This window comes from Pantoea sp. NSTU24 (assembly GCF_050157905.1).
GTDB lineage: Bacteria > Pseudomonadota > Gammaproteobacteria > Enterobacterales > Enterobacteriaceae > Pantoea.
In genome coordinates this window covers 2,715,358-2,728,524 of sequence record NZ_JBKIWZ010000001.1, presented here as the reverse complement: position 1 = coordinate 2,728,524, position 13,167 = coordinate 2,715,358, and the positions used below count along the sequence as shown (strand labels likewise).

10 protein-coding genes are annotated in these 13,167 nt (G+C 59.0%); 4 read left to right on the top strand and 6 right to left on the bottom strand.

Annotated features, from left to right (window positions below; translation table 11 throughout):
* Positions 1 to 2: 2 nt before the first annotated feature.
* Complete coding sequence (locus ACLHDD_RS12955; protein WP_427104440.1) at positions 3 to 1,493, top strand: UxaA family hydrolase; 1,491 nt, start codon at positions 3 to 5, stop codon at positions 1,491 to 1,493.
* 297 nt (positions 1,494 to 1,790) lie between these two features.
* On the opposite strand, the gene sstT is transcribed toward ACLHDD_RS12955, so the two are convergent.
* The 3 genes from sstT to ACLHDD_RS12940 all read right to left on the bottom strand — a co-directional run bounded on the left by sstT (position 1,791) and on the right by ACLHDD_RS12940 (position 5,468).
* Positions 1,791 to 3,023: a serine/threonine transporter SstT gene (gene sstT, locus ACLHDD_RS12950; protein ID WP_427104439.1), complete on the bottom strand. Its 1,233-nt coding sequence runs from the start codon at positions 3,021 to 3,023 to the stop codon at positions 1,791 to 1,793.
* Positions 3,024 to 3,258: 235 nt separating this feature from the next.
* On the bottom strand, positions 3,259 to 4,227 hold the full coding sequence (locus ACLHDD_RS12945; protein WP_427104438.1) for a TerC family protein: 969 nt from the start codon (positions 4,225 to 4,227) through the stop codon (positions 3,259 to 3,261).
* 254 nt (positions 4,228 to 4,481) lie between these two features.
* Entirely contained in the window at positions 4,482 to 5,468 is a 987-nt protein-coding gene (locus ACLHDD_RS12940) for a Gfo/Idh/MocA family protein (RefSeq protein ID WP_427104437.1), read from the bottom strand.
* 146 nt (positions 5,469 to 5,614) lie between these two features.
* Between ACLHDD_RS12940 and ACLHDD_RS12935 the strand changes: the two genes are divergently transcribed.
* Entirely contained in the window at positions 5,615 to 7,303 is a 1,689-nt protein-coding gene (locus tag ACLHDD_RS12935) for a chloride channel protein (protein ID WP_427104436.1), read from the top strand.
* On the opposite strand, the gene ACLHDD_RS12930 is transcribed toward ACLHDD_RS12935, so the two are convergent.
* Positions 7,300 to 7,803 (bottom strand): M48 family metallopeptidase, encoded by a 504-nt coding sequence (locus ACLHDD_RS12930; RefSeq protein WP_427104435.1) that lies wholly within the window; start codon positions 7,801 to 7,803, stop codon positions 7,300 to 7,302. The two genes, ACLHDD_RS12935 and ACLHDD_RS12930, sit on opposite strands and share 4 nt — an antisense overlap.
* An 85-nt stretch (positions 7,804 to 7,888) precedes the next feature.
* On the opposite strand from ACLHDD_RS12930, the gene rlmG reads away from it, so the two are divergent.
* A complete protein-coding gene (gene rlmG, locus ACLHDD_RS12925) occupies positions 7,889 to 9,007 on the top strand; it encodes a 23S rRNA (guanine(1835)-N(2))-methyltransferase RlmG (protein ID WP_427104434.1) in 1,119 nt (372 codons plus the stop codon).
* On the opposite strand, the gene ACLHDD_RS12920 is transcribed toward rlmG, so the two are convergent.
* Both ACLHDD_RS12920 and ACLHDD_RS12915 read right to left on the bottom strand, forming a co-directional pair.
* Positions 9,008 to 11,026: an FAD-dependent oxidoreductase gene (locus ACLHDD_RS12920; protein WP_427104433.1), complete on the bottom strand. Its 2,019-nt coding sequence runs from the start codon at positions 11,024 to 11,026 to the stop codon at positions 9,008 to 9,010.
* Positions 11,027 to 11,208: 182 nt separating this feature from the next.
* Positions 11,209 to 11,937: a polyphenol oxidase family protein gene (locus ACLHDD_RS12915; protein ID WP_427104432.1), complete on the bottom strand. Its 729-nt coding sequence runs from the start codon at positions 11,935 to 11,937 to the stop codon at positions 11,209 to 11,211.
* A 106-nt stretch (positions 11,938 to 12,043) separates the two neighbouring features.
* On the opposite strand from ACLHDD_RS12915, the gene ACLHDD_RS12910 reads away from it, so the two are divergent.
* On the top strand, positions 12,044 to 12,853 hold the full coding sequence (locus ACLHDD_RS12910) for a 5'-nucleotidase, lipoprotein e(P4) family (protein WP_427105213.1): 810 nt from the start codon (positions 12,044 to 12,046) through the stop codon (positions 12,851 to 12,853).
* Positions 12,854 to 13,167 lie beyond the last annotated feature (314 nt).

The following is a 13,167-nucleotide window of genomic DNA, read 5'->3' as shown; positions in this document are numbered from 1 at the left end:
CGATGCAAGATGCCATTAAAATTGATCCCCGCGATAACGTCGCGGTGGCATTACGGGACTTAGACGCGGGGGCCACCATCGACCTGGCGCCACAGCCTGTGGTGCTGCAGCAGGCGGTAGGGCGCGGGCATAAATTTGCTCTGCAACCGGTCGCGCAGGATGCGCTGGTGATCAAATATGGGCTGCCAATTGCCCACGCCACGCAGCCTGTAGCCGCGGGTGAGCTGATTCATTCACAGAACGCCCGTACCAATCTCTGCGACCTGGACGACTACGCTTATCAGCCCGATTTCGTGACCCTGCCGCCGCAGCCGGGTGATCGCGAAGTGCAGATTTATCGTCGCGCCAGCGGCGAGGTCGGCATCCGCAATGAGTTGTGGATCCTGCCTACCGTCGGCTGTGTTAACGGCATTGCGCGTCAGATTCAGCAACGCTTTCTGAAAGAGACGCAGCAGGCAGAAGGGACCGACGGGGTGTTCCTGTTCAGCCACACCTTTGGCTGCTCGCAGCTGGGACAGGATCACGAAAACACCCGCACCATGCTGCAGAACATGGTGCGCCATCCCAATGCGGGCGCGGTGCTGGTGATTGGCCTGGGCTGTGAAAACAATCAGGTCGATGCGTTTCGCGACACCCTGGGCGCGTTTGAAAGCGACCGGGTCGCGTTTATGGTCTGTCAGCAGCATGACGACGAGGTTGAGGCCGGGGTTGCGCATCTGCACGCGCTCTATGAAAAAATGCGCCACGATCGTCGCGAACCCGGCAGGCTCAGTGAACTGAAATTTGGTCTGGAGTGCGGCGGATCGGATGGGCTATCCGGCATCACCGCCAACCCGCTGCTGGGCCGTTTCTCCGATCAGATGATCGCCAACGGCGGCACGACTGTCCTGACCGAAGTGCCGGAGATGTTTGGCGCGGAACAGATTCTGATGAGCCGCTGTCGCGACGAAGCAACCTTCAGCAAAACGGTGGCGATGATTAACGATTTTAAACAGTACTTTATCGATCACCAGCAGCCCATCTACGAGAACCCGTCACCGGGCAACAAGGCGGGCGGCATTACCACGCTGGAGGAGAAGTCGCTGGGCTGTACCCAGAAAGCGGGGCAGAGCCAGGTGGTCGATGTGCTGAAGTATGGCGAGCGGTTAAAAACGCCGGGGCTGAATCTGCTGAGCGCGCCGGGCAACGATGCCGTCGCCACCAGCGCGCTGGCGGGCGCCGGATGCCACATGGTGCTGTTCAGCACCGGACGCGGCACGCCGTATGGCGGTTTTGTGCCGACGGTGAAGCTGGCGACCAACACGCCGCTGGCGGAGAAGAAACCACACTGGATTGACTTTAATGCTGGCCGGTTGATCGAGGGGATGAGTATGGAGGCGATGCTGGAAGATTTTGTTGACCACATTGTCGCGATAGCCAGCGGTGAGCTGACCAACAATGAGAAGAACGATTTCCGCGAACTGGCGATTTTTAAAAGCGGTGTGACGCTCTGAAACCAGCAACTGGTCCGTTATTACTGCGGATCGCTTCAGATTACAGACAGGCACCTGTCAGAATGAAGGCTGTCGCCATACTAGAGCTAAACGCGCAGGGAACAGGGTCAGAGGAGAAAAGCGTCCCGCGCCATGGATGGCGTGGGCCGTGCATGTCATGGATGACGGCTTTTGCGACTTTCCGCTCTGACCCTGTTCCTTTCGCAGGCACGGTTTCACCGCCACCGGGCCAGACGTTACCGATATCATCAGGCGACCGGCATCAGATTCGCGGGTCGCCTTTGTATGTTCAGGGCATCAGGCCCGGCTGGTTTCGCGCTCTGCTTCTGCCTGACACACGGCGGCAGTAAACAGAATATCGGTTGAGGAGTTCAGCGCGGTTTCCGCCGAATCCTGCAGAACGCCGATGATAAAGCCGACCGCTACCACCTGCATCGCCAGATCGTTCGGGATGCCGAACATGTTGCAGGCTACCGGGATCAGCAGTAGCGAACCGCCTGCCACACCCGATGCGCCGCAGGCACAGAGTGACGCCACCAGACTCAGCAGAATCGCCGTCGGCACGTCAATACTGATGCCCAGCGTATGCACGGCCGCCAGCGTCAGCACGGTGATGGTGATCGAGGCACCCGCCATACTGATGGTCGCACCCAGCGGAATCGACACCGAATAGGTATCCTCATCCAGGCCAAGACGCTTTGCCAGCGCCATATTCACCGGAATGTTGGCGGCAGAGCTGCGGGTAAAGAAAGCGGTGACGCCGCTTTCACGCAGGCAGGTAAAGACCAGCGGATAGGGGTTACGGCGGATTTTCCAGAACACCAGCATCGGATTGACCACCAGTGCCATCAGCAGCATACAGCCCAGTAACAGCGCCAGCAGATGGGCATATTGCCACAGCGCGCCAAAGCCGGTTGAGGCCAGGATTGACGCCACCAGGCCGAAAATGCCGATCGGCGCGCAGCGGATAACGCAGCGGACCAGCCAGGTAACCGCCTCTGAAGCATCATTCAGCACGGCGCGGGTCGAGTCACTGCTGTGACGGAACGCCAGCCCCAGGCCAACGGCCCAGACCAGAATACCGATATAGTTAGCCTGCATCAGGGCGGTAATCGGGTTCGACACCATACTCATCAGCAGCCCGCGCAACACTTCCGTGATTCCGGAAGGCGGCACGATTTCTGTGCTGCCCACGGCCAGTGTCAGCGTCTGCGGCACCAGATGGCTGAAGGCTACCGCGACGACTGCCGCGAAAAAGGTGCTCAGCAGATAGAGCATGATAATCGGCCGGATATTCGTTTTCTGGCCCTGCTGGTGGTTGGCGATCGAGGCGATAACCAGCATCAGAACCAGCACCGGTGCGACTGCTTTCAGCGCACTGACAAACAGTTCACCCAGCAGACCCACCGCCAGCGCGGCATCGTGTGAAATCCAGGCGAGCGCGACACCGGCGATCAGCCCAATCATGATTTGCTTCACCAGGCTTCCGGCGAGCAGCGAGCCCAGACGTGAGGAGAGAGTTTTCTGCATAATAGTTTCTGTATTTTGTCGCGGATGTAGTTTCAGGCGCGATGTTTTGCATCGGCTAAAACGGTTTGCCCGGCGGAGTATAAGGAAAAGATCGGACGAGAAAAGAGAAAATTCTGTCGCTGTGGCGAAGGTCGGGTTTTTATTATGCTGGATAGTGGAAGTGTGACAGAGGGATGAAATGTCGGGGAGAGACGCCGCAAAATAAAACAGGGGCATCCGCTGCCCCTGCAGGTAATTATGGCGAGATCTTTTTCTGGTCTCTTTTGCGGTTGACCCAGGCATTAATCAGCAGGGTTGAAGCCAGAATCACGCCAACCACACTCAGTGAGATGCCGACCGGGATATGATAGAGGTCGACAATCAGCATCTTGAAGCCGATAAACACCAGTACAATCGCCAGGCCATATTTCAGCATTGAGAAGCGCTCCGCCACGTTAGCCAGCAGGAAGTACATGGCGCGCAGGCCCAGAATCGCGAACAGGTTTGACGTCAGTACGATAAACGGGTCGGTAGTGACGGCAAAGATCGCCGGGATACTGTCGACCGCAAAGATCACGTCGCTGAGTTCCACCATGATCAGCACCAGCAGCAGCGGCGTGGCAAACAGCACGCCATTTTTGCGGGTAAAGAACTTCTCGCCGTCGAGATCGTCGGTCATGCGCAAATGGCTGCGCAGCCAGCGCACCACCGGTTTGTCGCCCACCGCACCGTCGTCCTCTTTCGCCAGCGCCATTTTCACGCCGGTAAACAGCAGGAAGGCACCGAACACATAGAGGATCCAGCTGAACTGCGTGACCAGCCAGCTACCGGCAAATATCATGATGGTACGCAGCACGATAGCGCCCAGTACCCCGTAGATCAGCACGCGGCGCTGCAGGTTGGCCGGAATCGAGAAGTAGCTGAAGAGCATCAGCCAGACGAAGACGTTATCTACCGCCAGCGCCTTCTCCAGCACGTAGCCGGTCAGGAACGCCAGGGTCTGCGTGTTAGCAACCTCACGGCCTGCGCTGCCCTCCAGATACCACCAGAAGGCGGCGCTGAACAGCAGTGAAACGGAAACCCAGATCAGCGACCAGACAGCCGCCTGTTTGAAAGACATGGTCTGCGCGCCACGGCGTCCCTGCAGCAGCAGGTCGATAGCCAGCATGATCAGCACCACAACCGCAAAGCTGCCCCAGAGAAGAGGCGTACCTACAGTCTGCATCGTCGTATCCTGTCTTAAAATAAAAAAACGGCTGAAGTCAGAAGACATCAGCCGCTTATTTTTCTGTAAGCAAACCTCGCCTTCCGGCAAGGTCTCACTTACAACGCAGAAATCGATTCCGGGTTGCCTGATGACCGGATGCTTTCGCAACGTAGTGACGATCAATCAGCTTACAAGTTACTCCCCTTTGCAGGAGAGTAAATTACGATTTCGCTGCTCAGGAAGCAATCGCTTTCAGTCATATTTAGAAATATTTACACAGCGGCCTGGTCTGCCGGGAAGACCACGCCGGTCTGGCGGCGGATCGCCGTCAGCAGCGCTGCTGTCGTGCGCGATACCGCCAGCGCGGGGTGCTCCACCTGACGCTGCTCAACCAGTCGGGCAAAGTCGGCGGCTTCGTAGCGCATCGTGTTGCTGTGCTGCGGCTCACTCAGCACCTCTTTCTCCCCACCGCGTGGCGCAAAGATCAGCTGCTGGCACTCCGCCAGCTTCTCAATCACCAGAGTGCCCGCTTCCCCCTGAATCTCACTGGGCAGGCTGGAGTCGCTGACCTTGGAGTGCAGGATCGTCACGTCAAAATCGCCATAGCTCAGCACTACGACACCGTGGGCATCCACGCCGCTTTCCAGCAGCGTTGCGCTGGCCTGCACATGCTCTGGCTCACCCCACAGCGTGACCGCCGCGGCCAGGCAGTAATAGCCAATATCCATTACGGAGCCATTCGACCAGCGCGGGTCGAAGGTATTCGGATGCTCACCGTTGAGATAGCGCGGATAGCGTGACGAGTACTGGCAGTAGCTCAGCAGCGCTTTCCGCAGCTTGCCCACATCCGGCAGCGCCTCCCGGAGTCGATGGAAGTTGGGCAGGCTGGCGGTCTTGAATGCCTCAAACAGCACGACCTGATTCTTACGAGCGCAGGCGATCATCTGCTCCACCTCTGCCAGATTCGACGCCAGCGGCTTTTCGCAGATGACATGCTTGCCGTGTGACATAAACAGCAGCGCCTGCTGACAGTGCAGGGCATTGGGGCTGGCCAGATAGACCGCATCAATTTCCGGGCAGGCGGCCAGCGCATCCAGCGAGGTAAAGGTCTGCTGGCAGGGATAGTCGGCAACAAACGCGTCGGCCTGTGACTGGCTGCGTGAGTAAACCGCGTGCAGCGTCATCGCGCCGGTTTCATGAGCGGCATCAATAAACTGGCGTGTAATCCAATTTGTTCCCACAATGGCAAAACGAATCACGTCATCTCTCCGGCAGCAGTAAAACGGCAGAGTATCATCTCCGCCACGCTGCGCAATGGTGCCGGGCGGGCAGAGCGTGATCCTGCGATCTGCATTCCACTCCTATGCGGACGCAACCCTTTTCAGGCAGCAAACAGGGAGCGCAGGTGAAAGCAAGTAAGCACGCATTAAACTGGACCACACTCTTAATCGCTATTCCGGTCGGGTGCGCAGCGTCGCTGGTCACGCTGGCATTTCGTGGCGTGATTGAGCTGATCAACCATCTGCTGTTTGCCCGCAGTGGCGACATTACCGAATCCCTCACCATCTGGCCGTGGATCTTCTGGCCGCTGCTGGTGGGCGCGGGTGGCGTACTGGCCGGCTTTTTTCTGCGTTATGCGGTTGCCCTCGAACAGCAGCAGACGATAAAGACCGATTACCTGGAAGTGATTAATGCCCGGCTCGATGCGGTACCTACCCGGACCTCGCTGTTTCGCGCGCTGTCGTCGATAGCCAGTATCGGCAGCGGCGCGTCGATAGGTAAAGAGGGGCCGATGGTACAGCTGTCGGCACTTTGTGGCAGCGCGATAGGCCGTCTGTTACCTGCATCGCTGAACCTGAAAAACAGCGACGTAGTGGCGATGGCGGCGGCGGCGGGCCTCTCGTCGGTCTATCACGCACCGCTGGCCTCGGCGATTTTTGTGGCGGAGATCGCTTTCGGCATCTCTGCGCTGCAGCGGCTGATTCCGCTGATTATCGCCTCCGCCACGGCGGTGATGACGATGTGGGCGCTGGGCTTCCGCAACGCGCTCTATCCGCTGGCGGAGGCTAATTTCACCATGGATCTCAGCACGCTGCTGATGACGGTGGTGATTGGTCTGAGCGCCGGTCTGGCGGGCTGGATCGTCATCAAAAGTATCGCCCGCAGCAGACTGCTCTTTAGCCGGATCGCCTCGCTGCCGCTGCGGCTGGGGGCAGGTGGATTTGCCGTCGGCCTGCTGGCGCTGATCTCTACCGATATTCTCGGCAACGGCTATGAGGTGATCGTTAAAGTGATGGCGGGCGACTATCTGCTGCCGGGTCTGCTGTTACTGCTGGTGCTGAAAACGCTCGCCACCAGCCTGTCGGTGGGGTCGAATGCGGTGGGCGGACTCTTTACCCCGTCGCTGCTGATTGGCGCGCTGCTGGGCGTGGCGCTCGCCAGCGTCGGCGCGGCGCTGCATCTGCCGCTCGGCAATGTTCTGCTCTATGCCGCCATCGGTATGGCGGCAGTGCTGGCGGCGGTCAGCCAGGCCCCGCTGATGGCGATGCTGATGGTGCTGGAGATGACGCTCAACAGCAGCCTGCTGTTCCCGCTGATGATCGCCACCGTGCTGGCGTCGATGGTGGTCTATCGCCTGCAGTCGGCCAGTACCTATCCGGTGGTGAGCCATCACTTCAGCCGTTCAGAGGCGAAATATGATTTCGATAATATGCGCATCGCCGAACTGATTATTCCGGGGGCGGCGCTGCAGCCGGAGGAGTCGGTGGGGCAGGCGCTGGCGGTCAGTTCGCTGAAGCGTGAACGCTATGTCTATGTGATCAACGCGGCAGGCGCTTTTCTTGGCGTGGTGTCGATTCACGAGATCGCGCGCCGGGTGCTGGCGCAGGAGATCACGCTCGACTCACCGGTGCAATGCGTGATGGATCAGGATTTCCCGGTGGTCTGGCAGAATCAGAGTATGCGCGAGGGGTGGGAAGCCTTTGCCGCTGTCACGCTGGAGCGGCTGCCGGTGCTTAACAATCCTGAAGAGCGGCGCTTTCTGGGGGCACTGACCAAAACCAGCCTGATCCAGAAAGCGCAGGAGTTTCTCTAAGCAGCGTTGCCGCGCATCGCCTGGTCGGTCATCCAGAGGCGCGCATCAAATTCGAGCTGGTGATAGTCGGGTTCCATGTGGCAGCAGAGCTGATAAAACGCTTTGTCGTGATCTTTCTCTTTCAGGTGCGCCAGCTCATGCACCACGATCATCCGCAGAAACGGCTCCGGGGCGAGGCGGAAAAAGGTGGAGATGCGGATCTCTGCTTTCGCCCTGAGCTTACCGCCCTGCACCCGTGAAATGGCGGTATGCAGTCCCAGCGCGTGCTTCATCACTTTAATTTTGTTATCCCACACCACTTTGCTGATCGGCGGGGCGTTACGCATATAGCGATTTTTCAGCGCCTGAGTATAGTCATACAGCGCCTTGTCGCTCATGACATCGTGGGTGTCGGGGTAGCGCTCCTGCAAAAACGCACCTAAGCGCTGGTGGGCTATCAGCGTCTGAACCTGCTCAAGCAGCGGGGCAGGATAACCCTGAAGGTAGATCAGTTGGGACATTAGGGATTCCAGGCGAAAAAGAGTATACTGCGCGCCCTTTTTATCGGGGCGAAAATTAACCAAAGTGTACCACGCCGGAGAATTCATGAGCCAACTTGAACTGAACGATCGCACACTGATCCTGCATCGTTTCCCGCAGATGCGTGACGAAAGTCCATTACAAGCCTGGGACGCGGCTGATGAATACCTGTTGCAGCAGGCGCTGCCAGAGGGACCGGTGCTGGTCTTCAACGACAGTTTTGGGGCATTAACCTGCGCGCTGAATCCGCGCACCATCTGGCATGTCAGCGACTCCTGGCTGAGCCAGCAGGCCGCCCGTCAGAATCTGAAATTCAACGACATGGACGACAGCGACGTTCACTTTGTGGATAGCCTGGCCGAACTGCCAGCGGCCCCGGCGGCGGTGCTGATTAAAGTGCCGAAAACCCTGGCGTTGCTGGAGCATCAGCTGCGCGCGATTCGCGAGGTCGTCACCCCTGATACGGTGATCCTGGCGGCGGCGCGTGCCAAAGAGATCCATAACTCGACCCTGCAGTTGTTCGAACAGATTATTGGTGAAACCCGCACCTCGCTGGCGTGGAAAAAAGCGCGTCTGATCTTCAGCCAGTTTACCCGGCCCGCACTGCGCGAGGCGAAGCCGACGCTGGCCTGGCCGCTGGATGGCACCCCGTATCAGATCCACAACTATGCCAACGTGTTCTCACGCGCTTCGCTGGATATCGGCGCACGGCTGTTTATACAGCATCTGCCGGAGAACATTGAGGGCGAGATTGTCGATCTGGGTTGTGGCAACGGCGTGGTAGGGCTGATGGCGCTGGCACAGAACCCGCAGGCGGACGTGCATTTTCTGGATGAGTCCTACATGGCGGTCGCCTCCAGCCAGCTGAACGTGGCGCTGAACCGTCCGGAGGATCGGGATCGCTGCCAGTTTAAGGTGAACAACGTACTGAGCGGCTATCCGTCTGATCGGCTGCATGCGGTGCTCTGCAATCCGCCTTTCCATCAGCAGCACGCGGTTACCGACCATCTGGCCTGGCAGATGTTCCGCGATGCGAAACGCACGCTGCAGTATGGCGGCGAACTGCGCATTGTCGGCAACCGCCACCTGGATTATCACCACAAGCTGAAGAAGATGTTTGGTAACTGCACGCTGATCGCCTCCAGCCAGAAGTTTGTGGTGCTGCGTGCGGTAAAGATGCGTTAATCAGATCGTCAAAGCCAGCCGGGTCGCCTGTGCAATGGCGCGGCGCGCATCCAGCTCCTGCGCCACGTCGGCCCCGCCGATAAGGGTTACCTTCTGGCCCCGGTCGCGCAGTGCGGCTTCCAGTTCGCGCTGCGGCTCCTGCCCGGCGCAGATAATCACATTATCCACCGCCAGAAGCAGCGTTTCGCCATTGCGCCGCAGATGCAGACCATCATCATCAATCTTCAGATACTCCACGCCGCCCCACATCGCAACGCCGCGCGCCTGCAGGCTGGCCCGATGGATCCAGCCGGTGGTTTTTGCCAGCCCGGCGCCCGGTTTGCCTGTGCGCCGCTGCAGCAGCCAGATCTGCCGTAGCGCGGCAGGCGGCTCGGGCTTCACGATGCCACCACGCTGCGTCAGACTGTGGTCGATACCCCATTCCGCATAAAACGCCGCCAGATCCGCATCCTCTGCAGGCTGCGACAGATACTCCGCCACATCGAAACCAATGCCGCCAGCGCCGATAATCGCCACCCGCCTGCCCACCGGACGCCTGTCGCGCAGCACCTCAAGGTAGTTCAGCACGCTGGGGTGATCGATGCCCGGAATGGCCGGGATGCGCGGCTGGATGCCGGTCGCCAGCACCACCTCATCGGCGTCACTCAGCCGATCGGCATCGACGCGGCATCCGGTTTTAACCGTCACACCCGCAGCCGCCAGCTGATTGCGGAAATAGCGCAGCGTTTCACTGAATTCCGCTTTGCCGGGGATCTGCCGGGCGAGAGTAAACTGGCCGCCAATCTCCGGTGCGGCCTCATAGAGCGTCACCTGATGGCCGCGCTGCGCCGCCTGCAGGGCAAATGCCATTCCGGCCGGGCCTGCACCGACCACCGCCAGCCTGCGCGGTGCGGCGCTGGCGACGACGGGCATCAGTGATTCATGGCAGGCGCGGGGATTGACCAGGCAGGACGCTACCTTACCGGCAAAGACCTGATCCAGGCAGGCCTGGTTGCAGGCAATACAGGTATTGATGCTGTCCGGTTCGCCGCGCTCCGCTTTGCTGACAAAGGCGGGATCGGCGAGAAAAGGGCGTGCCATCGACACCATATCGGCGCAGCCCGACTGCAGCAGCGACTCGGCGACGGCGGGGTGGTTGATGCGGTTGGTGGCGATGACCGGCACAGCCACATGGGCGCGCAGCTGCTGCGTCACCCAGGCAAAAGCCGCGCGTGGTACGCAGGTGGCGATGGTCGGGATGCGCGCTTCGTGCCAGCCAATGCCGGTGTTGAACAGCGTGACGCCACACCGCTCCAGCTCGCCCGCCAGCTGCAGCGTCTCCGCCAGCGTGCTGCCCTCTTCGATCAGGTCGAGCATCGACAGGCGGAAAATAATGATAAAGGCGTCGCCGGTCGCGGCGCGCACGGCGCGGGTAATCGCCAGCGCGAACTGCATCCGCTGCGGAAAGTCACCGCCCCAGCGATCGCTGCGCTGATTGGTGTGCTTCACCAGAAACTGATTAATCAGGTAGCCTTCGGACCCCATAATCTCCACGCCATCGTAGCCCGCCTGCTGCGCCAGCCGGGCGCAGCGTGCAAAATCATCAATGGTCTGTTCAATCGCCGCCTCGCTCATTGCCTGTGGCGTAAAAGGGTTAATCGGAGCCTGACGAGCGGAGGGGGCGACCAGATCGGGCTGATAGCTGTAGCGGCCGGTATGCAGGATTTGCAGCGCAATTTTTCCCTGATGCTGATGCACCGCGTGGGTGATCTGCCGGTGCCAGTCACACTGTGATTCGTCGGTAAGCATGGCGCCATGCGCTGTGGTAACCCCCTGAGCATTCGGGGCAATGCCGCCGGTGACAATCAGCGCGACACCCTCACGTGCCCGCTCGCCATAGAACGCCGCCAGCCGGGCGGCTCCCTCCGGATGCTCTTCCAGACCGGTGTGCATCGATCCCATCAGAAAACGGTTTTTCAGGCGGGTAAAACCCAGGTCCAGAGGCGTAAACAGCGCAGGGTAGGCGGTATTTGCAGGCATAAGCGTGACTCAGTGCAAAGTGGTCGGATGAGTTAACTCTAGCCACTTCCCGCCTAAAAAAAAGTGAAAGAGTGTCAGGGTGTGAGTGAAATCAAAAACATCAGCAGAGGGCAGGCCGGTCAGGTGAGCTGACACGGGCTTTCCGCCTGTGTGCGGTCAGCCCAGTGGCGGCAGTAGCCCTGTTACGCGATATCGCCCGGAGACGGGCGTCGGCGGATCCATGAAAAGCGCGAGCGATAGCCGCTGCCGAAATGGGTGTTAAAGCGGTAGCTGGAGCCGCTCTCTGCCATGCAGTAAGTACAGACATTCACATTGTCGATCTGCGAAGCGGGCACGCCTGCTTCTGTCAGCATCTGTGTCGCCAGCGCGGGCAGATCGAACCAGACGCCCTGCTGATGGGCAACGGCCTGCGGACGTTGCGCCAGCGGATTGAGCGGCTGGTGCTGATGCCAGCGCAGCCCACGGGTGAAGGCCGGGTTCTGCGCGATCGCCGCCCGCTGCGGTTCGGCCAGCTCGTAGCAGCAGGGCCCCATCGCCGGGCCGATCGCCACCACCAGATTCTGCGGGTCGCAACCCTGTTCACGCAGTTTTTCCACGGCGCGGGTCAGCACGCCCGCCAGTGTGCCTTTGAGTCCGGCATGTACCGCAGCCACGATTTTTGTTTCACGATCGGCAAACAGAACGGGCAGACAATCCGCCGTATAAACGGCAACCGGGCGCGTTCCGCTGGCGATCACCCCATCCGACTCGCAGCTTTTAGGGGGGACATTCTCACTGTCATTGACCACGGTCGCGCTATGGCGCTGATGACCATAGGCGGCATCGGCGGGCGGCGGCTCACCGGCAGGCTGAAACGCATAATCGAGCCACGTCAGCGTGTCGAGCAACGGCGAGTGCGGGTTCACGGCCATAAGAATCTCCTGTTATAACAGCATGCGTTGGGCTGCCCACAGCTTACGTTAACTGCTACATTTTTGAAGCTTCTCCCAAGCCCTTTCTCACATTAAGGATGAAATGATGAAAACCTCCGCAAAACTCGCTGCATCCGGTCTGGTCGCGCTGTTACTGACCGGCTGTGCGCCCTCGGCACAGCAGACCGCGCAGCAGCAGCTCGGCCAGCAATCGGTGCTGGCGGCCAACTGGTTCCAGCAGTCTGGCGAATATCAGGCGCTGACCTGGCAGGCCTTTAATACCGCGCGCATGGCGTTTGATCAGGCGCCCTCGCTGACCGGCAAACCTAAAGCGGTCATTGTCGATCTGGATGAAACCCTGCTGGATAACAGTGCCTACAGCGCGTGGCAGGCGAAGAACGGTCAGCCGTTCAGCAGCAAAACCTGGTCAGCCTGGACGCAGGCGCGGCAGGCGAAAGCGGTGCCCGGCGCCGTTGAGTTCGCCCGTCATGTCACCGAAAACGGCGGCACGCTGTTCTATGTCTCGAACCGTGACCAGAAAGATTACGCTGCCACCGTCGCCAACATGCAGCAGCTCGGTTTCCCGGACGTCAGTGAAAAGACGGTGCGTCTCAATACCGACAGCTCCAACAAACAGGCGCGTTTCGATGCCATCAAAAATGCCGGTTATAACGTGGTGCTCTACGTAGGCGATAACCTCAACGATTTCGGTGGGGCCACCTGGCATCAGGGCAATCAGCAGCGACGCGATTTCGTCAATCTCAACCATCAGCGCTTTGGTACGCAGTTCATCGTGCTGCCAAACCCGCTCTATGGTGACTGGGAGAGCGGTATGGCGGAAAACTACAATAAGCTGACCCCGGAACAGCAGCTCTCGGTGCGGGAGTCGCGCCTGCAGAGCTGGAACGGTAAATAATTCGTCAAGAAAAAGAGCCTGAGCATTCAGGCTCTGATTATTTGCGGTCCTGATTTACTTACCGCCGTCACTATATCCCTGCAAATGAAATTTATTATCTCCCGCTTTATTCTTAACTCAAATCAGGTGGATTAAACTGGCTCTCCACAATTAAGCTGGTGAATCATGCTAATGGTTAATTTTTTAATTAAGAGTAATCCTGGTAAAATGCCAGCCGCGGCGGGAAATAAAGAATATCCCCTGTGTTACTGCTTGTATTTATTTGTCAGTAATAACTTTACTTATTAATCCTAATTTAAATAAATATATGATTT